Here is a 24,055-nt window from a genome sequence, read left to right on the forward strand (position 1 = left end):
ATATTGAATAACAATGCTTGAATTCTAAAAAACTACACCGGAAATTTATCCTTTCAGATATAATTGAAAAAGTATTTTAGAAGAAATGGGGATTAATTTGCATGCGAGTAGCAACTATTCTGGAATTGATGTTATTCTTGATGGCCTTTGCATACATTGTGAGAGTTTTTTGGCCAGTTAGAGCACAACTTTTTAATGGGGATGAAGAAATTATTGTTTCGATACGTAATCGTCATAATTTAAAAATCTGCTTGGCAGTGATAGTGATCGTAAGTTTACTGCTAATTTTTGCTTGAGGCATTTTTAATAAATTTATTGCTCGATAAGGTGATTCAGCCCTTGACAATAAACTCAATCTTTTATAACATTTTACTGTTATCGATTTATTGTTAATGGGCATTCGCCAAATGGTAAGGCAGCGGACTCTGAATCCGCAATTTATTGGTTCGAACCCAATATGCCCAATATATACAACAAGAAACCCTTATTATTTCAAGGGTTTCAACACTTGAAACTGGAAAAGCATCCGAGTTATTGTCCGAGCTTAAAAACTCACATAACTTGAGAACTTTTTGCAGTTTCTTTTTTTGTCAATAAAGATTTGTTTTTATGAAATTTGATGGTTGTAAGAGTCGATATTATTGCCACAACAGGAACAATTCTACAAAAATCAAAGTGGTGAACTTGATTATAAAGCTTGCCGTAGAAAAATAGGTATAAAGAATAGCATGCCCCTGTGATGATGTTTTTAATGAAGTGTTCTAGATGTGCCAAAGTTATTTTCTAAAAGTAGTTCCATATTTGGAAAAGAATTCTTTTCTAAAGTGGAACTATTTTTGTAAAAATGACTAGTACAATACTAATTGTATTTAAAAATAGTTAAACGAAGTCATCCGATATTACACACTAATTTAATCTCATCAATTTTTTTAGAGTTAGATCAGATGATGATCTCAAATTTTAAAATAAATAAAAAAGACCCAAGGCAGAGTTTAGTCCTCCTAGGTCGTAGTTAATGCGGAGTTTATTGAACGGAATCTTCAGAGATAAACTTCGTATTTGGGTTGCTTCCAGTAAAATTATAAAGTGCTTTTGCTTTATCAAGGGTATTAATGTCCCAATCTGCTTCATAGGCAGAGTTTTTGTCATTAATGTTCAATCCAACGTTGGGCCCACCATAAATTAGTGAAGAACGGTGGCCAAAGTGTCCTAGTGTACCTAATGGGTCAACGCAGTTATCTTCGTCATACCATTCTTTTAATAGGAAGTAAGCCACTTCCTTGTCAGACTTAGCACCGTTGTGATTGATAATATAGTTATAGCCGGCGCCAGATAGACATTCTGACATATTTCTAGCAGCGGTACTGTGATCTAAATGATTCCCATCTTGTTGGTCAGCTCTTTGACCAGCATAGGAAATAAGGTCATTGGTAGAGTGAACTGGACTAGTTCCGTTAGCTTGGTGTAAGGCATTTACGTAAGCTACGAAGTATTTATTTATATTACTGATGTTGGGTGTATATTGACCGTTCTTGGCAGGAGCAGTTTCAGCATTATTGATTTCAGCACTATTTGTCGCTGCGGTTTGAACTGTATCTCCAGTTAGTGTGGCATCACTAGCTTTCAGATATTCGCTGGTAGCAACTTGGTACATCTTTGTACCATCAATAGTGATAACCTTCCCAACGGCCCAGTCAGTTTTTGGCGCAAGGGCACGATTGGAAATGAGCTTCCCATCAGCAGTATATAGTCGAGCAATTCCACTGGCATTTGTGGTTGCGACAGACGCAGCTTTGACATCTTCTTGTGTCATGGCAACAGAAGAAGATGCTGCCATTAGGAAAATGGCAGACAACGTCAAAATTTTAGATATTTTCATTTAAAAAGATCCTCCGATATAATTCACACATATATTGTATTTAATCTCATCAATTGTAACTGTATTTATATTAGAACCTTGAAATAGGATAGTCAATAAATTTTCTGAAAAAGTGTTTTCATCTATAGAAATGACTTGTAAATAGTCTGCGTAACGTTAATTGCAAAGGTGTAAGAATATTATTAGGTTAAAATTATTCTAATCAGCCGATAAATAAACTGTTCAAGCCCCTCATCTTAAGTCATAAGGTGAGGGGCATTTTTTGTGGCAAATATTCAATAAAAATTAGAGTAAATTAAAAGCTTTAATTCTTAGGATATAGCCAATTTAGAGCCTAATTGTGTTACATTATTTATGGAGTGAAATAATTATTTTTGTGAGGTGAATTTATGGAGAAAAGCGAAATTTTAGTAACTACAACTGAAAATATTCCTGGACAAGATTATGAGATTATTGGTGAAGTTTTTGGTTTAACCACTCAATCAAAAAATGTTGTTCAAATATTGGTGCTGGATTAAAGAATATCGTCGGCGGTGAGATAAAAGCTTATACCGAACTTTTATCTGAGGCCCGTGATATTGCAATTGAACGTCTGAGAAGTAATGCTGCTGATATGGGAGCCGATGCAGTGGTAATGATGCGTTTTGATTCTGACTCGATCAGCACAGACATGGAAACAGTTGCAGCCTATGGTACTGCAGTCAAATTTAAGTAAGGTGGTTAGAATGGCATTGGAATATAACAAGAGTTCTTTATCAGCTTGTACTAGTATCTTGATCGGGAAAAAAGCAACCGTCGATGGATCAACTATTATAGGTAGAAATGAGGATGCCAAAGCTTCTTGGCCTAAACATTTCGTGGTTCATCAGCATCAAGAATTTACCGAGGATCAACGTTTTATCTCTAAAGCCAATGACTTTCAATTAGATTTGCCTAAAATTCGCTATAAATATTCTGCTACTCCAGAATGGACCTTCAAAGAAGGATTATTTGAAGAGGATGGTTTTAATGAATACGGGGTTGGGATGAGTGCTACAGAAAGTGCTTATTCCAATCAGCGTGTTTTAGGTGTCGATCCTCTAGTTGAAAATGGTATTGGTGAAGAAGCCATGATCACAGTTGTTTTGCCTTATATCAAAAACGCTAGGGAAGGCGTTTTACGCTTAGGTAAGATTATTGAAGATTATGGTACTTGTGAAACGAATGGGGTACTTTTCTCTGATAAAGAAGAAGTTTGGTACTTCGAAAGTGGATCAGGGCACTATTGGGTGGCACAACGTATCCCCGACGATAGTTATGCCGTGGTTGCTAATCAATTGGCGATTCAAGAGATTGATTTCAATGATACTGACAATTTTATGTATCACCAAGGTATCGAGGATTTTGTGAAAGAAAATCATTTGAACAACCGACCTGATAGTTTTAACTTTAGACAAATTTTTGGCACACATGATTTGTCTGATGAGATTTACAGCACGCCTCGTGTTTGGTGGGGTCAACAACAATTTTCTGGGAAAACTTCAGAGAGTCCCGAAAGTAAAGACTTAGCTTTTATCAAAAAAGCTAATCGGTTGTTGAGTGTTGATGATGCGCAAGATTATCTAGCTTCTCATTATCAAAAGACCGAGTTCGATCCTTTGAACAAGTCAGCTAATAACAAACGCTATCGTCCAATAAGTTTGGCTAAGACTCAGGAGTCACATGTTTTACAAATTAGACCAAACATGAAACCTGAGATAGCTTGTGTGCAATGGTTAGCCATGGGCGTAGCTTCACAGAGTATTTACGTTCCATTTTATATGGGGATCAACGATACTCCGGAAGAATACAAACTTGGTGAGTTGCCATACGATAGTAAGTCAGCCTATTGGACTTATAAGTTGGCCGGAGTTCTTTTAGACGGTCATTACCAAGAGCTTGGCAAAGATTTTCAAGCAAAGCAAAAGGAAATCAATATCACGTTACGTAAAAAGTTGCATGATTTTGATCAAATAGCCTTGAGCAAAGATGATGATAAATTACCTAATTATTTAACAGAAGCTTCATTTGAAATGGCAAAAATTTCACTTGATGGCTATAAAGAGCTAATTGCTCAATTAATTACGGACTCGACTGATTTTTCACCTCTAAACTTCAAGACAGATATGAATTTATAGAAATTATAATTTTATACATTGAATATTAACTGAGGGGTTTATAAAAATGAATGATGGTAATTCGCCGACAAAAACAATCACATTGTTTGGCTTAATAATGATGATCTTCACGGCGATCTTTGGATTTGCTAACACTACTGTTGCTTACGAACAGATGGGATTAGCAAGTATTGTTTGGTATGTTTTCGCTGCTTTATTCTTCTTCCTACCCGTAGGATTTATGATGGCAGAGTATGGTTCCGCTTTTAATGAAGCTAAAGGTGGAATTTATTCTTGGATCGATGGAGCTGTGGGTGCAAAATGGGCTTTCATCGGTACATTTATGTGGTTAGCTTCTTGGGAAGTATGGCTGGTGTCAACTTCTTCTAAAGTTTGGATTCCACTTTCAACTATGTTTGCCGGTCATGATACAACGCAAACTTGGGGAATGTTTGGACTTTCAGCTACTCAAGTAATCGGTCTTTTAGCGGTACTTTGGATCATTTTTGTTACATACACTGCTAGTCAAGGTATGGATAAGATATCAAAAGTTTCAAGTTTCGGGGGAATTATGACGATTGTCTTACAAGTTGTCTTCTTCCTATTGAGTTTATCAGTTCTATTTATGTCAGGCTTCCATACAGCTGAACCAATTTCTGGTTTGGATACTTTTATCCATTCAGCTAATCCAGCCTTCGCTTCACCACTAGGGATGGTATCGTTCATCGTTTATGCAATCTTTGCATATGGTGGTATGGAATCAGTTGGTGGTGTGACCGATAGTATGAAGAACCCTAAGAAAGATTTCCCACGTGGTGTCTTGATCTCAGCGGTTGTTATCACATTACTTTATTCACTAACAATTCTCTGTTGGTCAATGAGTGCTAACTGGAATGCGGTTATTGCTAAAGGTAACGTTAACTTGGGTAATATTACTTATGTTATGATGAGTAACCTTGGTTATACCTTTGGAACACATATCGGTTTAGGCAGTGCAGCTGCCATCACTTTGGGTGAATGGTTAGCTCATTTTACTGGTTTTGACATGTTTATTCTTTATATGGGTGCCTTCTTCGTCTTGATTTATTCACCATTGAAATCATTCGTTATGGGTACGCCAAAGGATTTTTGGCCAGAAAAAGTTACTCGTTTGAACAAACACGGTATGCCCGCTTACGCAATGTGGGTTCAGGCTATCGTGGTTATCGTTTTAATTTTGATTGTCGATATGGGTGGTAAAAACGCCAAAGCCTTGTATAATGTTTTGACACTGATGGCTAATGTTTCAACAACTGTACCTTACTTATTCTTAGTTGGTGCTTATCCATTCTTTAACATGAATAAAGATATCGAAAAGCCATACTTATTCTATAAGAATAAAAAAGCTATGTGGACTGTTTCAATCGTTGTCTTCTTAGTCTTAGCTTTCGCAATTATCTTTACCTTGTTACAACCATTAATGGAGGGTGCTTATACTGACGCTCTTTGGACAATTCTTGGACCAGTAGTCTTTGGATTAGTTGGATTCATTCTCTATTACAGATATGAACATAAAGAACATGCTAAAAATGCTGAAAGTATTGATGCATCAGCAACTAAGTAAAAAAATAGATCTTATCAATTTGATAAGGTCTATTTTTTTTTGGAAAAAAGTTGCAGTGTCAGATGGTGTCACTCTGATTTGTTAACCTAAAGGTGTAATTTAAATGTTATTGGAGGAATGGATTTTGAAAAAAGGGATTAGATATATGGGAGTTACAGCAGCTGTGTTGTTAGCTGTTGCACCAGTTATGAATGTCAACGCTGAAAGTAGTACTGAAAATACTGTTAAGGCTGAAGAAGCAAAGAGCACTAATGGTTATAGCGTAACAAATTTAGTCTGTAATCAAGATGGATCCTATTCGGTTAGCGGAACATTTCCAGCTAAAAAAGATGGTAAACAAATTGAAATTAAGTTCGAGAACGTTAAGTTCAATCCTATTATGTTTGATAATAAGAAAGATTATGAAGAAGTTAAATTACAATTGCCTGCTATTGAGGGGTACACCATTGGTGATGGAAAATCAGTTGATTATTCGATTGAACTGATGGGATTGAAATATGATGCTCAAGGAAAAGTTATCGGATTTGTTACTTTGAGCAATGAACCTGTTTATAACAAGACCGGTGAGGCTTCTGAGACGGATGATGGTAATTATGTCGCAACTCAAATCATTGATAGAATTCCAAACGATGGTGGCTATGATCCTAAGCATTATGTTTATATCGATGGTGGCATAACTGAGAATGAAGATGGTTCATATACTTTCAATGGCAGTATTCCAGCAACAAAGGATGGTAAGAAAATTGAAATCCCAGTTAAAGGTGCTAATCATCTAAGTAACATAGACAGTTATACATTCACTCTACCAACATATGAAGGTTATACATTGAAGTATCCAGAGGCTACAATTGCATTGCGCTATTATAATTATAATGGAGTGACCCTAGTTAGTGCGCCAATAGTTTATACAAAAATAAATACACCAACAACAAATCACAATCATCATACGAATGCTGGAAGCAATACTTCCTCAACCAATAAAACACCAACTACTGATGTTACGGAGAATAACGATAATAAACCAACCAATATTTCAAACGTGACAAAGGTTTACTCACCATCTGTTCAGGCTTTACTGTACAATTCAGAGGGTAAAGTTATTTCAAATCGTGCTCTTGCTAAAGGCACTGTTTGGGCAGTTAATCAAACGATGACGCTTAACGGCGAAACTTATTATCGAGTAGCCACAGATGAGTGGGTCAAAAAAGATGATGGTTTGGAGGTTATTCCTAATAAAGGAACAGTAACAACAAGTTCGGAAGCCATTTTATATAATTCAAAGGGTATTAAAATAACTAACCGTGCCTTAGCCAAGAATACTGTTTGGTTTACGGACAGATCAGCTACAATCAATGGTCAAAAGATGTATCGTGTTGCTACTGATGAATGGGTAGCGGCTAGTGATATTCAATAAATAAAAAAATCGTAGACATTTATCGCAAAAAATAAAGGATGTTTGCTGTAATTAATTTCCACTTTGGAATAATTACAACGGGAATTATTTCTATTATCTTTAATTAAATTCAACAGGATGTTTGTCACTAATGGTATACATAACTATATTGAATCAAATCCAGATACGAAATTTTTGTCAAAAGATGTTGTGCCAGAATAAAGTTAATTTTGATAAATCATTATAATGACATAACGTGACATGCCAATTTGATACCTTGTAAATGTAGACAGATACATATATTCTAGGGGGAGTTATTTTATGAAGTTTAAAAAAACAGTTATCCTTGTAGCAACATTTTTAATTGGTGCGACAGGTGCAATAATGGGTTCACAACGACAAGCAGATGCGAAGACAGTTACCAGAACAAATAATGATGCAAGTTATTATCGTTTGTATACTGTTGATGGTAAGGAGATTTCCAACCGTGGTTTAGCTCCAAAAACTGATTGGGCAGTTGGTAGAATTTTCACTCATAACAATGAAACTTATTATCAAGTGGCTACCAATGAATACTTGAAGGCAAATGAGTCGGAGAAATTGTTTGACAATGCGAATGAATCATTGAATTACACACCTAATATTCAGCGAATCAATGAGTATTTTATGAAATATATTAATGCGCTACATGTTGCAAATAACGTTCCAACAATTTATTCAACGCCAGAGTTGTTTGAGTACGCAAACTTGAGAGCTTATCAGCAGGTGGGTGACACTATGAACCACGATACTGATTCACCTTTAGCATCTGAAGAAAATCTGTGCGGATTTGGTTATAGTTATATTCTTAAATACGGCCAATACGAAGGCATGACATCGGACAGGGATGTCGCTTATTATCTCTTAAAAGACTGGTACGACGATAATAATAATGTATCGGCAAATCTAGGTGAAGTTGGTCATTTCGGCCATCGTGCTGAATTGATTTATAGTGGCTCACCAGCTTCGTTGGGCATGTCAGATAATTCAACAGCCTTTGAGGCAAAATGGAATCAAGAAGTTGGCCAAGGATTCCGGGATATTTACAATTATACAGGATCAAATCCTGATACTAATTTTGTGTCAAAAGATGCCGTTGCTGAATAGGTCATCATCTGACTAATGAAATTTCCATCAATTACTAAAAAAGAGACTGGTTTGATTAATTTCAAACCGGTCTCTTTGGTTATTATTTTAGTTAAATTCAACGGGATGCTTGTCAGTTAAAGCCTTAGTACGTGCATCCAATTCTTGAAGCTTTTCAGCATCATCATGATACTTGATAGCATCAACAATAATACGTGCTACTTCTTTACAATCCTCTTCATCAAATCCTCTTGAGGTAATGGCAGGAGAACCAAGACGTAAACCAGATGTCAATTTTGGAGGCAATGGATCGTTTGGAATTGCTTCCTTGTTAGTTGTGATATGAATTGTATCGAGAAGATTTTGAACTTCCATACCGTTCAAGTCACAGTCTGTCAAAACAACGTTGAGCAAGTGGTTATCAGTTCCGCCAGTTAGGACGGAAAGGTTGTCAGCGTCGTTGATGACCTTAGCCATGGCAGCAGCGTTTTTGATAACTTGTTCCATATAAGTTTTGAATTCTGGTTGAAGGTCTTCACCAAAGGCAACAGCTTTACCAGCAATTACGTGTTCCAAAGGACCACCCTGAGTACCAGGGAAAACGGCCGAATTCAATTTTTTGCCGAGTTCAGCATTGGCTAAAATCATACCACCACGAGGTCCACGTAAAGTTTTATGAGTAGTTGTAGTAACAATATCAGCTACACCAACTGGAGTAGGGTGTAATCCCACGGCAACTAAACCAGCGATGTGAGCCATATCGACCATCAAGTAGGCACCGACGGAGTCAGCTATTTCTCTGAATTTCTTGAAGTCAATGATTCGGCTGTAAGCTGAAGCACCAGCAACGATAAGTTTTGGTTGGACTTCTTGTGCAATCTTTTGAACATCATCGTAATCGATCAAACCTTGGGCATTAACACCGTATGAATGGAATTGATACATTTTACCAGAGAAGTTGACTCTGGAACCATGTGTTAGGTGACCACCCGCATTAAGATCCATACCAAGAACGGAATCGCCAGGTTTTAGAACAGCTTGATAAGCAGCCGCATTAGCTTGTGAGCCTGAGTGTGGTTGAACGTTAACATATTCAGCGTTGAAAAGTTTCTTAGCACGATCAATGGCAATTTGCTCAATTTGATCGATGTATTCACAGCCACCATAGTAACGGTGCCCTGGATAACCTTCAGCGTATTTGTTAGTCAAAACAGAACCTTGGGCTTTTCTAACATTGTCAGAAACGATGTTTTCAGAAGCAATCAATTCAATATTTCTATTTTGTCGATTTTCTTCTTTCTTAATAAGATCGAATATTTCTTTATCACCTGTACTGTATTGCACTACGACCATCTCCCTAATAATTGTTATTAACTACACTAGTACCATCGCTATAATTAATCTGTACACCTTTTTCAATGTTAAAAATATAGACATTGAAGGAAACTTGCTGATCAGCTTGACCATTACTATTTAACGATTCTGCCATCATCTGAACACCTCTAGCTAAAAGCTCATTACCACGATAAATTGGCTTGACCCGATATCTAATGTAATTATTAGGATTCTGTTTAAGATAATAAGCAATGTCATTTTCGTGTTTGAGCATTTCGGGAGAGTTCAGTGAGCGAGTTCCAGTCATCAAATTTTTGGGGTTGTTATTCTGCCCGCTTAATTGATAACCAATCAAATGTGAACGATTATATAGCCAGCCATCCTTGAGTTTCTTGTTGTGCCAACCAGTAGGATTGACATAAAGAGGTTCCCGTTTTGCTGTAGGCATCAAGCTTTTACTCAATAAGGCATCAGCTTGAATTGCTCGGTTGAGATTATCCAAATCAGCGAAACGTTGCCAAGGACCGTTTGAAACATTTAGTTCGGATTTTGTGAAAGTAGGCGTATTGTTGTTGACGACAATTTCTTGTTTGCCATTATAATTCAACTTCGACAAATCAGTGTTGGTTGAATTAGGCTCCGTGGTTGATTGTCGTGGATTGTCACCCGCAGGTACTTGGTTCTGATACGATTCGTAAATACCAGATCCACCAACAACAACCAGTAAAATACCTAAGGAAACTAAACGGCGATGAACTCGTCGTTTTGGTTTAACCATAAAAGTTGTAAACAAAACGATTGCCCCTAAAACAACCATTAACAACATATACATAAAATATCCCCTCACTATGAAGATTTGTTATCTTCATGTTTGATTTTAGCATAGATTTTCAGAAATCAAGAACTATATTTCCAAAATTGCTAATTTTTATTCGTATAATATATAATTGGTAAAAACATATAAGATTTGTAATATTTCTCTGAAAAACAGGCACTATTTTTAGTTGATTTCTGGATTACGTTTCCTCAAAAGTTTCCACTGACTAGTGGGCAAGATTGTTGATGGTGGGAAAATTAATTCTTATACTTTGTTATAAAAAGGAGATGATTGATATGATGGGTTTTGCGAGTTGTGGTGGACCCATGGGTCTAGGATTCATGGGTGGAGGTTTTTGGTACGTGATTGGTATTATTGCCTTTTTGGTCTTGATCGTCGTATCTTTAACCAAGAATAATCACCGCCAAAAAGTTACTACTAACAGTGCTCTGGATATTTTGGATCAAGAATATGCCAAGGGTAATGTCTCTGATGATGATTATTTGAAACGAAAAGAGAATTTAAAGAAGTAATTTGAATTGATAAGTGGATAAACTCTTAATTCAAAAGGCCACAGGGACTTTTAGCAAGTTCTTGTGGCCTTTTTGTTGTCTCTAGTCAATAATCAGTGGATTTGATCCAAGATGACTGGACATGATAATTGATATTATTCAAAAGTCTTTTTTAAAGCGGCAATTCTTTTATCCAATGGTGGATGTGTGTCGAACAATCCTGAAAAATGTTTTTTCTTAGTCGGATCATCGATGTAGAGTGCCGCACTGGCATCGTCAACTCGTTTCATTGGCTTAGTGCTGGTCTCTAATTTGCCTAAAGCGTTGATCAATCCCTGTGGATTTCTCGTCAATTCAGCGCCGGAAACATCTGCCAGGTATTCACGGTTTCTAGAAATTGCCATTTGAACTAAACTAGCAATCAATGGTCCGAGAATTGCAAACAGCAATCCCACGATCCATAAGACTGCTTGAATCGCTCCAGAATTTCTATCATCTCGATCATTTCGAGAGGGAATCCACCAACGGTATGCATTTCCGATAATGGAGCAGATGAGAATGATTGCCGATGACAAAGCCACGGAAATCGTGGAGACACGAATGTCATAGTTTCTGACGTGTGAAATTTCGTGAGCTAAGACACCTTCAAGTTCCTCACGGTTCATCATTTTATAAAGTCCTCTAGTGACGGCAACTGCCGAATGCTGAGGATCACGTCCGGTCGCAAAAGCATTGGGACTGTCGTCTTCGATGATGTAGATTTCAGGCAACGGAATATCAGCGACCATCGACAGATCTTCTACGATGTGCCACAGGTCGGGGGCATCCTTTTCCGAGTTTAATTTTTTAGCTCGATTCATTTGCATGACAATGCTTGTCGATTGAAAATAAGTGATCAAAGTGTAGACGATAGCAATGATCAAGGCAATAACGATACCAGCGTACAAATTGTCAAAAAAATACAAACCAAAAAAACTACCGATTGCTGCTAGAATCAAAAAGAAAATGAAGAATATCAAGTAAGTTTTACGTTTATTGCGATCGATTTGCTCATAGATCATAGGCTACCTCGATTAAAACTTAACTTTAGGTGCTTCTTTTTCAACATCAGGAATCTGCAAGAAGTCCATTTCTTTGAAACCGTGAATTCCTGCAACGATATTGCGAGGGAAAGTTTGAATTGCCGTATCGTATGCTTGTACTTGACTGTTATATGCTTGACGAGCATAAGAAACTTTATTTTCAGTGTTGGAGAGTTCTTCCATTAATTGTGAAAATTCTTGATTAGCTTTTAGATCAGGATAATTTTCAGCTAAAGCAAAGACTTGACGTAAGGCTCCCGTCAGTTGATTATCAGCGTCAACTTTGTCTTGAAGAGAACTTGCATTAGTAACATTATTTCTCAATTCAACAACTTGTTCCAAAGTTTCTTTTTCATGCTTAGCATAACCCTTGACCGTTTCAACTAAGTTAGGAATCAAATCCGTCCGACGTTTTAGTTGTACGTCAATTTGAGAACTAAATTCACGAGCCCGATTACGATACTTAACTAAACTGTTATACATACCAGCATAGATGAAGATTACTAATAGTATAACGATAATAATTATAATGGTTTTCATGTAAATCTCCTTCTTCTCTTAATATGCCTATTTTACCATATCGAAAGTTAGCAAGTATAAAGCTAAGCAACTTTGATTAAGTTGGTTTAATTAGTATAGATTTTTTGAAAAATAATTTATAATTAAATAATAGAGAGGTTCTGGGAAACAGGTTTCATAGGTGGAGTATGATATGAAAAAATTATTTTTGTCCGTTTTAATGGCTTTTTTAGTGAGCTCGGCTTCAATGCCAGTCACTGTTTTAGCTGATGATTCGGTTGATTCAACTGCTGGTAGCCAATTGGGATCAGATATTGACAATTTGATTGCCCAAAAAGGCTACTCTGGTACATTATTAGTTATTCAAGACGGCAAACCAGTTTATCTGACCAGTCGTGGCCATGCAGATTTTTCCGCGGGAACTTACAATAATAAGGATACGGCTTATGAAATAGATTCGGTACAAAAGGTTATGACTGCAGCAATGATCATGAAATTAGTACAGGAAAACAAACTAAGTCTCAGTGATAAGTTGAGTAAGTTTTATCCTGAAGTACCAAATAGTCAAAATATTTCGATTCGACAGATGCTAGATATGACTTCTGGCTTGACGATGGGTGATGCTGGTCCGAACCAAGTTTTATCAGACCCTGATATAATTAAAGCTGATATTAGTAAGATTCACTTTTTGAGACTTTATTACAATAAGTGGAATTATCAACCGATCAACTTCAACTTATTGAGTGGAATTTTGGAACAAGTGACGGGTAAATCGTATGAGAAGTTGTTTGAAGAAACCTACGTTAAAAAACTAAAATTGAAGCATACGATCTTTGCTTATAACCAACGTTCCGGTCTCTTAAAGGCTACGGGTTACAACAATATAGATCCATTGTCTAGCAAGTTGGATTATAAAAATGCTTTCGACTATAAGAAGTATTTTGAATATGATGAATTAGGTACTGGTCAGGTTTATATGAGTGCTTATGATCTCTATAAGACAGAGAAGTATATTGCAACCGGCAGTATGTTGACTGAGAAGTCGAGAGAGACTTTGTTTACGCCCGGTAGCAGCAGTACTTATGGCGGTGGGATGTATCATCTCAAAAATGATAATTTTGCTAATGGCTGGGGTTATGGTTATCAAGCCGTTGTCCATCTTTCTGATGATGGCAATAATGCTGTCATAGCGTTACAAAACTATTCACGAACAGCCGCAGATGCTAAACCTATGGTTTCACAAATTTATAAAATGGTTCAAACAGAGAAATATTAACTGGTATTTTAGGTGAAAAGTCTGTATGATTGTATGTGCAGGTAGCCTACCTGTGAATTAAAAATGACTGCTTTGTACATTCCAAAGATTTACTGCAAAGTAGCCTAGAGTCCCACATCACGGATTGATGTGGGACTTTTTTTGTCGTTTTTTTTAATTTAAAAGTTTTGTTATTTGAACCTGGGCCTTAACGCTTTGAGATCATTTGAATCATTGCTCTAATACAAAAGAGTGGATAGTCCAGTTGTATAAGCATTAATAAAAAGAGATTGATGTTTCGTTTTATCTTAAATACTACATTTTTAAATAATTGTCTCAAAATATGATAAATATTAAATCTAAAATTCACAAAAAAGTCACAGATTCTCTATTGAATTTTAACTAAATAAGAACTATATTCTACCTGTAAGCAGTTACATAACGGATACTATTTAAACAAGAGGTGGTTCTTATGTATAGAAGTAATGGTAATTATGAGGCTTTCGCAAAACCTTTGAAACCAGCTGGGGTCGATGATAAATCGGCTTACATCATAGGTTCAGGTTTGGCAGGTTTGGCAGCTGCGACATTTTTGATTCGTGACGGTCAAATGAAAGGCGATAAAATCCATGTTCTGGAAGAATTAGCTTTACCAGGCGGTAGTATGGATGGTATTTGGAATGAACAGAAAGGTTATATCATTCGTGGTGGACGTGAAATGGAACCCCATTTTGAGACACTTTGGGATTTATTTAGATCAATTCCATCACTTGAAAATCCTGATGTTTCCGTTTTGGATGAATTCTACTGGTTGAATAAGAAAGACCCAAGTTATTCACATGGCCGTGTTATTCAGGAACAAGGTAAGGAGTTACCAACAGAAGGGCAATTGACTTTGACACCAACTGCAATTAAAGAATTGATCGATTTAGTCATGACTCCTGAAAAAGATTTGGATGGTAAGAAGATCAATGAGGTATTCTCAGAGGACTTCTTGAATTCAAACTTCTGGCTCTATTGGTCAACGATGTTTGCTTTCGAACCTTGGGCTAGTGCCATGGAAATGAGACGTTATTTGATGCGCTTCGTTCACCATATCGACTCACTTTCCAACTTGTCATCACTAAGATTTACTAAATATAATCAATATGAATCTTTGATCCAACCAATGATCAAATTCTTGGAAGGTAAAGGAGTTCAATTTACTTACAATACACATGTAGATAACATTAAAGTTGATACGACAAATGGATCTAAAGTTGCTACAGAAATTGATATGACAACTGATGGTAAAGATAGCACGGTCAAATTGACTGAAAATGACTTAGTCTTTGTAACCAATGGTTCCATTACTGAAAGTACAACTTATGGTGATAAAACTCATCCAGCACCAACAGAGCATGAACTCGGCAGCAGTTGGTCATTGTGGGAAAATTTGGCTAAACAAGATAAAGCCTTTGGTAATCCTGATGCTTTTTGCAAGAATATTCCTGAAGCTAACTGGACAATTTCCGGAACGATCACTTTAACAGACGATGAAGTAACACCATATATCGAAAAAATCAGTCAAAAAGATCCTCACAGCGGTTCCATTGTAACTAGTGGACCCGTAAGTATTAAGGATTCTAATTGGCTTTATGGTTATTCAATTAGTCGTCAGAAGCATTTTAAGCAACAAAAGGATAACGAGTTGATTGTTTGGGTTTATGGTTTGTTCTCAGATAAACCAGGTAATTATGTTCACAAGAAGATTACTGAATGTACTGGTGATGAACTTTGTGAAGAGTGGCTTTATCATATCGGTGTGCCAGTAGATAAGATCAAAGATATTGCTGAAAATCATGCTAATACGATTCCAGCTCATATGCCTTACATCACTTCCTACTTCATGCCTAGAAAAGTCGGCGACCGTCCATTGGTAGTACCTGAAGGCTCAAAGAATTTAGCCTTTATTGGTAACTTCGCTGAAACAGAACGTGACACCGTCTTTACAACTGAATATTCAGTTAGAACAGCAATGGAAGCTGTATACACTTTGCTCGATGTCGACCGTGGAGTGCCAGAGGTATTTGCTTCAGCCTTTGATGCCCGGACTTTGATGAGAGCAATCTACTACTTGGATGGCAAGCAGAAATTGACTGATATCAAGTTGCCATTTAAGGAAAGAATGGTTGAAAAGAAAGCTATGGAGAAGATCCATGGTACTTATATTGAAGAATTACTGAAGGATGCACACCTTCTCTAAATAATATGTGCCTGAAGAAAGCTGTATTAAAAAGATCGGTTTTCAATTATTAAACGAAGAGCCCCTCTGATTCTATCTGCGGAATCAGAGGGGCCCTTTTTAATCGAAATAAGTTGTCCATTGTTTTTGGTGGTGACACTCAAAAGCACGGTGAAAATCATCTGGCATATTTCGGGCTAAAGATAAGTCCAATTTTAATGCCTGGTCTAGTGTGAAGTATCGGACATCAGATGTTTCGACGCCACTGTGAATATCAGCTTCTTTAGGAGCACACTCAAAGAAGAGTTTGTAAATATAATTGAGATTTTTCTTTGGATAATGATTTTTTTGCATATCTTTAATGGAGATTAATTTGAGTGGTTCGACTTTGATACCGGCTTCCTCAAAAGTTTCCTTAACAGCGATTTCTGAAGCCGAGTAGCCAATATCGCCCCAACCACCGGGAATCGACCACTGGCCACTGCTTTTTTCTCTAACCAGCAGGATTTTGTCGTCTTTGAAAGTACAAGCTCGAATATCGACTTTAGGAGTTACATAGCCAGTGTCAGCATCAAAATATATGTCCAAAGCTTTGGGCGTGGAATTTTTAACTAGTCTAGCCGTCAGTTTTTTAGCCACTGTTTCTAGTTGCTGATATCTTTCCAAGTCAAAGACGTCTTTTCCATAGTGTTTGCCACTTTGAGCAATCGCCTGCAATTGCTCTAACAATAATTCTGTTTCATCCATCGTTACCACCCCTTATTGGGATTATAACATTAGAACGCTTTCATCAATTGGCGTTTTCAAAAGTTAAGCGGTGTACGAAATCGGCATAACTACTAATAGTTAACTGAGGGTTGTGGCGATGAATATCTTCCTCAATGTTAGCCATCAGATAAAGTGAATTCAGCAACATGAAGTGTGAATCGTGTTGACGGATGAAGTTTATCCCTTGCTGAATCGTTTGTAAGGCCAAATCGAATTTAGAAAGTTGAAAATATGATAGGGCAGCGACATACAAAATTAGGTTGAGATTTTCTTCGTATTCAACTGACAGTAGATCATCAAAAGCTAGATGAATCTGGTATAAAGCAAAAGTTTTGAAACCTTGTTGAGCATAAACGTAAGCTAGAGCAATATTTCCCAATCTGGTTAAAGTTGTTTGCTTACGACTGTGACTAGCACTGGCCAAAGATAATTTTAAGAACTCTTTGGGAGTATCGAATTTACGTTCGAGCTTTAAAGAACATAAGGCAAGATAGAAATAATAGGCCTGAGTTTGTTTGCCGGTTTTGACCGTTTCCGTCACCGTGGGGCGGTTTAGAAATGATTGTAATTGTCGAAAGTCGTGTTTTTTATAGAAGTAATTTACTTTTTGGTTGAAGTATTTCTCCTTACTTATTTTGAAATTAGAAGCTAAGGTTAAATCATCGAATGCAATTGAAAGTCTTTCACAGAGATTGATCAATAGTTTGGTATTGGGGATGTATTTATTGTGTTCAATTTCGGAGAGCGTGGATTGCGAACAAATATCTTCAGATGTTTCCAGTTGAGAAAGTTGACGTTGTTGCCGGGTCTCTTTTAAAATATCACCTAAATTATCCATATTTTCTGCACCTACTTATCAGTGAAATAATTTATTAATTGCTATAAATTAATGATAAGAAAGTAGTGTGTATTTTTTGTTCAATTAATGTAAAGGTTTGTATCAATTGTGTAAAGAAAATTAAAAAAGGCGAGACAACATATTTTTTATGAATGTTGTTTCACCTTTTTATTAGTTTAATGAGAAACCTTGTTCCCTCAAAAAGTCCGCCACATCAGCGCGACGAATATCTTTAAAAATGCCGAGACTTTTTTTCAGACCAAGTAGTTGTGGCGGGATTTGTCTTGCGTTCTAAATAATAGTCTTTTACTGTTTGATCAAATTCAGTTAAATCTGTGAATTGAGTCTCATTATAAGAATTAGTTGCAACTTGATTATTTTTTTTCATACGAGGCTTCAATTGATTTTTGGTTTGGGGATGACCGATTGCCATTCCAAATAAAGGAATTGTAAAGTCAGGCAACTGCAAAAGTTGTGCTACTTGTTTGATATTGTTGCGAAGACTTCCGATATAACAAATTCCAAGGTCCATTGATTCAGCAGCCAAAGCCATACTTTGAGCAGCAATCGTAGTATCAATCGTGGCGACTAGTAAAGACTCCATGTTCTTTAAACTGTCGACACTTTGATGGTGTGCTCGTAAAATCGTTGCTTGACGGTGTAGATCGGCAATAAAGACATAGAAAGTATCAGCTTTTCTGACGTGAGGGGAACTGATAGTAATGTCAGCCAATTTGTTACGTAAATTTTGATCCGTAATTTCGATGATAGAAAAAGCCTCGATATATTCAGAAGATGAACCATGCTGAGCAGCTGTTAATAAAGCATTTTTCTCCTCAACTGTCACGGGTTGGTCGGTAAAGTCACGGACCGAAACGTGTTGAAGCATTTTTTCGATAGTTGGATTCATTTTAAAACCTCTTCCCATATTTTTACATATCTTAGTATGATAACACTTGTTACTAATGGGATTGCTTTTAAACTCTTAGTGATGTTTTTCAGATTGTTCATCTGGATAATCTTTTTGATAAATCAGACGATGTAGTTTCAGGTATTGTTCACCTAGTTTTCTCTCATTGACATTATCTTTGGGATAGTAATAGCGGCGATTTTCAAGTCCTTGAGGCATATAGTTTTGAGACGCAATTTGATGAGGTGCAGTGAAAGGTGATTGGATAAGCCCACCACCAGTTATTTCTTCAGAATGCTTGTAGTGCATATCTCGTAAACCTTTAGGCATCGGATGCTCATTAGGATGCTCGCTATCTTGATCAACCTTCTCCCAAATTTCATCGAAGGCACCTGACTTAGGAGAAATACACATAAACATAGTCGCAAACATCAAGGGATATTTAGCTTTGGGCATACCGACTTTCTCCGCTTGATTAGCTGCTATCACAATTTGGGTCGCTTGTTCGGGATTGGCTAAACCGATATAAGTGTACGGAATTTCACGCAATCTTCTAACTACTGAGGGTAAATCATTATTTTTCAAGAGGACAGCCAAATAATAGAGGGCGGCATCAGTATCTGAACCAGCCATAGAATCGGAATAAGCCGAAAGATAATCGTAATGCTTAGTAGCCTTTTTATCGTAACTAAAGTGTTGTTGTTGGGCAAAGTTTTTTACATCAGCGACGGTGATTTCATTCGGATTAATGGCATGAATTGTTTCTAACATATTCAAGGCAACCCTCAAGTCGCCATCTGCTGAAATAGCAATTAAATTTAAGGCGTCACTTTCAAGGTGCTGGTCGTCGAGTTGATAAACATCCTTTCCAGCACGCTGTAGCATGATCAAAATATCTTTGTCGCTAAGGGGCTTAAATTCAAAAATCTGACAGCGAGAACGAATTGCGGGCACAATTGACATAATTGGGTTCTCAGTCGTCGAACCAATCAACATTACATGGCCGTTCTCCAAATGTGGCAAGAGAAAGTCTTGCAAAGTTTTTGTCATACGATGAATTTCATCAATCAGCAATACGAATGAATCATCAGGATACTGTTCGATCTGTTGAACCAATTTGGCTTTATTGTCAATCGACGCATTAAAGGAAGCAAACGGATAATTATTTTGGGTGGCGATAATTTTGGCTAGAGTAGTCTTACCAGTCCCAGGAGGCCCCCAGAGAATTAATGGGATGTTGATGTGCTGATCGATTATTTGACGGAGTGGTTGACCTTCTTTTAACAGTTCTTGTTGACCGACCATTTGTGCTAATTTTTGGGGCCGCATCTGGTCGGCTAATGGTGTTTTAAATGCCAAGATAGTTCTCCCTTCGTAATTTGAGCAATTGTATCAAGTAAATTGTAATACAACCACTGAAAGTATGGCCTATTTAAGGCTGTATCTTGTTTAAAAGTGGTGATTATTCTAACACATAATATTTTTTTAAAATCATATTAGTAGACTTTATTCGTGTGCTTATAATTTGTTAAAGTTTTCGCAATATATTACGCTATTATTACTAAAAAAAAGGAGTGATTATATGCATTGGTTATGGGTTCTTATCGTCGGTGCCATCATTGGTGCCCTTGCTGGAGCAATTACTAATCGAGGAGCATCGATGGGGTGGATTGCTAATATAATTGCCGGTATTGTGGGATCTTTCATTGGTGAAGGAATACTAGGATCATGGGGTCCACAACTTGCAGGAATGGCAATCATTCCATCTTTAGTCGGTGCGATAATTTTAGTATTGATTGCATCATTTTTCTTAAAAAAGAGTACTTGAGGAGGATAATCCCATGGATGTATTAAAGAATGTTTTTAAGTTTATGGCCGTTAGTACGTTGATCGTTGGTGGCGTATTAATTGGAGGGACCGTTGTCGCCGCTAAAGGTATTGATAACGTAGGCGATAAGTTACAAAAAAAGATTCATTAAAATATATTTTAAAGGAGAATTCAAAATGAGTATTGAAAGTAAAAAAGACATGATCAAAGGTAAAACAAATGAGACAGTTGGTAAGGCAACTGGTAATGAAAAGAAAGAACTGAAAGGCAAGGTCCAAGAAAAGGTCGGACAAGCTAAGGAAAAAGCTGACGATATGTTGGATAAAGTTGCTGGAAAGATAAATAACAAAACTGAAGAATAATATTTCGGGTTTGTTTAAAATAAAAACTTCGTCTAAAAGGAGCATCAAAATCATTATGGTGATTTTGATGCTTCTTTGCGTTCAGAATTATCATGTTGAGCGTTTTTTGTTTTGAGATAATTACCAAGTATTTTTATTCATTCATTAACCCAATTCTAAATTTGTTTAATATTAATGATTAAAGAATGGAGGTAGAAATTCAAGATATTGAGAATAGTTAAAAAATTATGGTAACGATATCAAAAAATGTTTGACAAACAAGTAAGAAGCTAATATTATATGCATATGGAAACGATTTCAATAAAAAGGGGGGAGCTTTTTGACAACAATATCAGATGTGGCAAAGTTGGCAGGATTGTCAGTTTCAACTGTGTCAAGAGTGATTAATAATAGTCCTCACGTATCCGAAAGAAAAAGAAGTTTAGTTGAGTCAGCAATGCAAGAACTCGGATATGTACCACTTCCCGCAGCTCGCCAATTACGTGGTTCGAAAACAAATACCATGGCTGTTACAATTCCAAGAATTGTTAATCCTTTTTTTTCGTACCTAGTGGATGCAATTGAACAGAAGTTAGATGAAGCAGGTTATAGTACATTGATCGTACAGACATTCAGTAGACCTGAAGAGGAAATTACGGCTTTAAATCTATTGAAGAATCAGCAGGTTGATGGAGTGATTCTTTGTTCAATCGAAAATCCTTGGTCTGTTATAGAAGATTATTTAAAATATGGAAAAATTGTTCTAGTTAATGAATACTTTAAAGAAAATATAAAAGTGCCCACAATAAAAGCAGATCAATACTCCGGATTTTATCAGGCTACTAATTTTTTGTTTGAAAATGGATATCAAAATATAGCTTATGCGACTGGTCGAAAAGCTATAACAATTATGAAAAGAGGTGAAAATTTTGATTCTGACCGTTTTGCAGGATTTCAGGATTCATTAAATGAACATGGAACAGGTTTCAACTATGATTGGCTGTTTACAGGTGCTCATACGGCAGAAGATGGAAAAAAAATTTTAAATGAAATAATGCTTTTAAAAAATCGGCCTGATGTAATAATTGCGGGTAGTGATGAAGTAGCAATGGGAATAATTCAACAAGCACAAGAACGACAAATAAAGATTCCAAACGATTTAGGAGTACTTGGGGTTGATGATCAACCCGTTTCAGCTAACTTAAGTATTCCACTGACGACTATTAAACAACCTGTCAATGAGATGGGGATTAGATCAGCTATGGCCATGCTGGAGTTGATGTCAGGGGATGTGGTTGAGAAGCCAAAAGTACTTAAATTAAAAATTGTCAAAAGGGCATCTATATAGAAGCTCTTTTTTAAAAATGAAATTTGGTATCGATACCAAAAAATGGAGGATTTAATTATGACAGTAGTATTAGCAAGAATAGATCAAAGATTGATTCATGGATTGATTGTTAATCAGTGGGCTCAATCATTACATGTTAAACGTTTTATGGTTGTGGATGATGAATTAAGCACTAATGAATCCATTAAAGCAAGTATGAGAATGTCAAAACCAACTGGTACAGGTATGTCAATTATTGATACTCAAAAAGCTATCACTAATTTTAATGCTGGGAAGTACGATTCACAACGAGTTTTTGTTTTAGTAAAAGAACCAGAAACTTTAATTAAGTTAATTGACGGTGGAGTTAAAATACCAAAGGTCGATTTAGGAATTATCTTTAATGAAAACGGACGTACACCAGTTTCAAAATTTGTGGCTTTAGATGATAAAGAGCGTCAGGACTTAAAAAATATTCAATCTGAGGGAATTCCATTAGTTATTCAATATGTTCCTACAGACAATGAGGAAACATTTAACGCATAGAGGAGATACGAATTATGTCAGGAATAAATCTTATTCAAGATATACTAATTATTATTTTAGCGGCATATATGACCATTGATCAAAATGGATTAGTTATCATGTCCTGGTTCCCAGTTATTGTTGGAACAATTACTGGGATTATCATGGGTGATTTAACGACAGCTCTAACTATTGCTGGTACTTTTCAATTAATGATGTTAGGTGTTGCAGCTTTAGGTGGTGCTTCTGCACCAAATTATGGTTTGGCGACAATTGTTGGTATTTTTGTTGCTGTTAGAACCGGTACGGGTATCAAATCTGCAATAGCTGTTGGATTACCAGTAGGTTTGTTAGCCATTCAGTTAGAGGTAGTTGCTAGAATTATTGTAAACTTTCTGGCACATAGAATGTTAACTGATGTCAAAAATCATGATTTTAAAAAGATGCAACGTGAAGCATGGTGGGGACCAGCACTGTTCAGTTTACAAACTGGACTTCCTGCAATTCTGATCGTTTTCTTTGGCCCAGATGTAGTTAAATTTATTTTGAATGTTGTTCCATCTTGGGTTACTGATGGTTTAACAGTCGCAGGTGGTATGTTGCCAGTCGTTGGTGTTGGTATGTTATTAAGATATATGCCAGTAAGAAAATTTCTCAGTTATATTATTGTTGGATTTGTATTAGCAGCTTATTTAAAAGTTGGTGTTTTAGGAGTAGCTTTGATTGGTTTTGCTGCCGCATATTGGTACTTCATCAGTGAGTCAAAGAAAGTCACAGCATCAGCTGTAACGGCAGATGAAACTGAAGATGAAGGAGACGATTATGATGAGTGATGAAAAGAAAGTTCAATTGACAAAAAAGGATCGTCGTCATGCCGCAGTCCGTTATAATTTTATGGCATGTAATATTTTTAATTACGAGTCACAAATGGGACCAGCAGTTGCTTGGGCCTTAGCACCAGCATTGAGAAAAATATATCCTGATGATGATGAGTATCAAATGGCTCTTGAGAATCATTTTAATTACTATAATTCAACAACCGTGATGTCATCACTTATACTAGGTGCATCTCTTGCAATGGAAGAGCGTGATGGAATTGGTGCTAAAGATGCGGTTCAATCACTTAAGACTAGTTTAATGGGTCCATTAGCCGGAGTTGGGGATACCTTAGTTTGGGTTTTGTGGCCAATAATTATGGGCTCGATTTCTGGATATATGGCGTTACAAGGAAATCCTTTAGGTGCTATTGTATGGCTGATTGCCAATATAATTTTCTGGTTTGTCAAATTAAAAATGTTCGATGTTGGTTTTACCTCTGGTACTAAATTAATTACATCTTTAGGTGAGCGATTAAATATATTCACTGAGTCTGCGTCGATTGTTGGATTAAGTGTCGTTGGTGCTTTGGTCGCAACAGTAGTTAAAATCTCAATGCCCGTAATTTTCCAATTTGGAAAAGTTAAATTGAATTTGCAAACAGGTGTTTTTGACAAAATTATGCCAGCACTTTTACCTGCATTATTAACTTTACTGATTTACAAGTTATTGGGTAATAAGAAATGGACGCCAACTAGAATAATTCTTCTTGTTATTGCTATTTCGTTAGTTGGCACATTCTTTGGAATTTTTAAGGCATAGG

At 36.5% G+C, this 24,055-nt stretch carries 23 protein-coding genes, 1 tRNA gene and 2 pseudogenes; 17 read left to right on the forward strand and 9 right to left on the reverse strand.

What is annotated here, in order from left to right:
• Window positions 1-101 precede the first annotated feature (101 nt).
• Complete coding sequence (locus ACYT32_RS04480) at window positions 102-296, forward strand: hypothetical protein (RefSeq protein ID WP_395265030.1); 195 nt, start codon at window positions 102-104, stop codon at window positions 294-296.
• A gap of 97 nt (window positions 297-393) precedes the next feature.
• Window positions 394-465 (forward strand) — tRNA-Gln (locus ACYT32_RS04485).
• Window positions 466-1,024: 559 nt separating this feature from the next.
• Here the strand turns inward: ACYT32_RS04485 and ACYT32_RS04490 are convergent.
• Window positions 1,025-1,879: an SLAP domain-containing protein gene (locus tag ACYT32_RS04490; RefSeq protein WP_395265029.1), complete on the reverse strand. Its 855-nt coding sequence runs from the start codon at window positions 1,877-1,879 to the stop codon at window positions 1,025-1,027.
• Window positions 1,880-2,268: 389 nt separating this feature from the next.
• Between ACYT32_RS04490 and ACYT32_RS04495 the strand changes: the two are divergent.
• From ACYT32_RS04495 to ACYT32_RS04515, 5 genes and pseudogenes are all read left to right on the forward strand, one after another.
• Window positions 2,269-2,594 (forward strand): annotated as a pseudogene (locus ACYT32_RS04495) (heavy metal-binding domain-containing protein).
• A 10-nt stretch (window positions 2,595-2,604) separates the two neighbouring features.
• Window positions 2,605-4,035 carry a C69 family dipeptidase gene (locus ACYT32_RS04500; RefSeq protein ID WP_395265027.1) on the forward strand — a complete coding sequence of 477 codons (1,431 nt, stop codon included), beginning with the start codon at window positions 2,605-2,607 and terminating at the stop codon, window positions 4,033-4,035.
• A 46-nt stretch (window positions 4,036-4,081) separates the two neighbouring features.
• Entirely contained in the window at window positions 4,082-5,617 is a 1,536-nt protein-coding gene (gene yjeM, locus ACYT32_RS04505) for a glutamate/gamma-aminobutyrate family transporter YjeM (RefSeq protein ID WP_395265026.1), read from the forward strand.
• 124 nt (window positions 5,618-5,741) lie between these two features.
• The gene (locus ACYT32_RS04510) at window positions 5,742-7,031 is read left to right on the forward strand and encodes an SLAP domain-containing protein (RefSeq protein ID WP_395265025.1); all 1,290 of its coding nucleotides are present in this window, start codon (window positions 5,742-5,744) and stop codon (window positions 7,029-7,031) included.
• 300 nt (window positions 7,032-7,331) lie between these two features.
• Entirely contained in the window at window positions 7,332-8,156 is an 825-nt protein-coding gene (locus ACYT32_RS04515; RefSeq protein WP_395265023.1) for a hypothetical protein, read from the forward strand.
• A gap of 87 nt (window positions 8,157-8,243) precedes the next feature.
• Here ACYT32_RS04515 and glyA read toward each other — a convergent pair whose 3' ends face one another.
• Both glyA and ACYT32_RS04525 read right to left on the reverse strand, forming a co-directional pair.
• Complete coding sequence (gene glyA / locus ACYT32_RS04520) at window positions 8,244-9,488, reverse strand: serine hydroxymethyltransferase (protein ID WP_395265022.1); 1,245 nt, start codon at window positions 9,486-9,488, stop codon at window positions 8,244-8,246.
• Between the two features lie 4 nt (window positions 9,489-9,492).
• Window positions 9,493-10,302, reverse strand: coding sequence for a DNA/RNA non-specific endonuclease (locus ACYT32_RS04525; protein ID WP_395265021.1), 810 nt, complete (start codon window positions 10,300-10,302; stop codon window positions 9,493-9,495).
• Between the two features lie 281 nt (window positions 10,303-10,583).
• On the opposite strand from ACYT32_RS04525, the gene ACYT32_RS04530 reads away from it, so the two are divergent.
• Entirely contained in the window at window positions 10,584-10,820 is a 237-nt protein-coding gene (locus ACYT32_RS04530) for an SHOCT domain-containing protein (RefSeq protein ID WP_395265020.1), read from the forward strand.
• 134 nt (window positions 10,821-10,954) lie between these two features.
• On the opposite strand, the gene htpX is transcribed toward ACYT32_RS04530, so the two are convergent.
• On the reverse strand, window positions 10,955-11,860 hold the full coding sequence (gene htpX, locus ACYT32_RS04535; protein ID WP_395265019.1) for a zinc metalloprotease HtpX: 906 nt from the start codon (window positions 11,858-11,860) through the stop codon (window positions 10,955-10,957).
• A 12-nt stretch (window positions 11,861-11,872) separates the two neighbouring features.
• A complete protein-coding gene (locus ACYT32_RS04540; protein ID WP_395265018.1) occupies window positions 11,873-12,421 on the reverse strand; it encodes a LemA family protein in 549 nt (182 codons plus the stop codon).
• A gap of 172 nt (window positions 12,422-12,593) precedes the next feature.
• Between ACYT32_RS04540 and ACYT32_RS04545 the strand changes: the two genes are divergently transcribed.
• Both ACYT32_RS04545 and ACYT32_RS04550 read left to right on the forward strand, forming a co-directional pair.
• Window positions 12,594-13,676 carry a serine hydrolase domain-containing protein gene (locus ACYT32_RS04545; protein ID WP_395265017.1) on the forward strand — a complete coding sequence of 361 codons (1,083 nt, stop codon included), beginning with the start codon at window positions 12,594-12,596 and terminating at the stop codon, window positions 13,674-13,676.
• Window positions 13,677-14,127: 451 nt separating this feature from the next.
• On the forward strand, window positions 14,128-15,900 hold the full coding sequence (locus ACYT32_RS04550) for an oleate hydratase (protein WP_395265015.1): 1,773 nt from the start codon (window positions 14,128-14,130) through the stop codon (window positions 15,898-15,900).
• Between the two features lie 99 nt (window positions 15,901-15,999).
• Here ACYT32_RS04550 and ACYT32_RS04555 read toward each other — a convergent pair whose 3' ends face one another.
• The 4 genes and pseudogenes from ACYT32_RS04555 to ACYT32_RS04570 form a co-directional block, all read right to left on the reverse strand.
• Window positions 16,000-16,626 (reverse strand): NUDIX hydrolase N-terminal domain-containing protein, encoded by a 627-nt coding sequence (locus ACYT32_RS04555; protein WP_395265014.1) that lies wholly within the window; start codon window positions 16,624-16,626, stop codon window positions 16,000-16,002.
• 43 nt (window positions 16,627-16,669) lie between these two features.
• The gene (locus tag ACYT32_RS04560; RefSeq protein ID WP_395265013.1) at window positions 16,670-17,485 is read right to left on the reverse strand and encodes a helix-turn-helix domain-containing protein; all 816 of its coding nucleotides are present in this window, start codon (window positions 17,483-17,485) and stop codon (window positions 16,670-16,672) included.
• A gap of 171 nt (window positions 17,486-17,656) precedes the next feature.
• Window positions 17,657-18,395: pseudogene (gene nfsA, locus ACYT32_RS04565) on the reverse strand (oxygen-insensitive NADPH nitroreductase).
• 75 nt (window positions 18,396-18,470) lie between these two features.
• Window positions 18,471-19,754: a replication-associated recombination protein A gene (locus ACYT32_RS04570; protein ID WP_395265012.1), complete on the reverse strand. Its 1,284-nt coding sequence runs from the start codon at window positions 19,752-19,754 to the stop codon at window positions 18,471-18,473.
• Window positions 19,755-19,977: 223 nt separating this feature from the next.
• Here ACYT32_RS04570 and ACYT32_RS04575 point away from each other — a divergent pair, with 223 nt between their 5' ends.
• The 7 genes from ACYT32_RS04575 (at window position 19,978) to ACYT32_RS04605 (ending at window position 24,054) form a co-directional block, all read left to right on the forward strand.
• Window positions 19,978-20,223, forward strand: coding sequence for a GlsB/YeaQ/YmgE family stress response membrane protein (locus ACYT32_RS04575; protein WP_395265011.1), 246 nt, complete (start codon window positions 19,978-19,980; stop codon window positions 20,221-20,223).
• Window positions 20,224-20,236: 13 nt separating this feature from the next.
• Window positions 20,237-20,374: a hypothetical protein gene (locus tag ACYT32_RS04580; protein WP_395265010.1), complete on the forward strand. Its 138-nt coding sequence runs from the start codon at window positions 20,237-20,239 to the stop codon at window positions 20,372-20,374.
• Window positions 20,375-20,399: 25 nt separating this feature from the next.
• Window positions 20,400-20,585, forward strand: a complete 186-nt coding sequence (locus ACYT32_RS04585) for a CsbD family protein (protein ID WP_395265009.1) — start codon at window positions 20,400-20,402, stop codon at window positions 20,583-20,585.
• A 319-nt stretch (window positions 20,586-20,904) separates the two neighbouring features.
• Window positions 20,905-21,912, forward strand: a complete 1,008-nt coding sequence (locus tag ACYT32_RS04590; protein WP_395265008.1) for a LacI family DNA-binding transcriptional regulator — start codon at window positions 20,905-20,907, stop codon at window positions 21,910-21,912.
• A gap of 57 nt (window positions 21,913-21,969) precedes the next feature.
• The gene (locus ACYT32_RS04595) at window positions 21,970-22,437 is read left to right on the forward strand and encodes a PTS sugar transporter subunit IIB (protein WP_395265007.1); all 468 of its coding nucleotides are present in this window, start codon (window positions 21,970-21,972) and stop codon (window positions 22,435-22,437) included.
• A 14-nt stretch (window positions 22,438-22,451) separates the two neighbouring features.
• A complete protein-coding gene (locus ACYT32_RS04600; protein ID WP_395265006.1) occupies window positions 22,452-23,249 on the forward strand; it encodes a PTS mannose/fructose/sorbose/N-acetylgalactosamine transporter subunit IIC in 798 nt (265 codons plus the stop codon).
• A complete protein-coding gene (locus tag ACYT32_RS04605) occupies window positions 23,242-24,054 on the forward strand; it encodes a PTS system mannose/fructose/sorbose family transporter subunit IID (protein WP_395265048.1) in 813 nt (270 codons plus the stop codon). The genes ACYT32_RS04600 and ACYT32_RS04605 overlap by 8 nt, the downstream gene beginning before the upstream one ends.
• Window position 24,055 lies beyond the last annotated feature (1 nt).

It is taken from the genome of Companilactobacillus sp. FL22-3 (assembly GCF_054881455.1).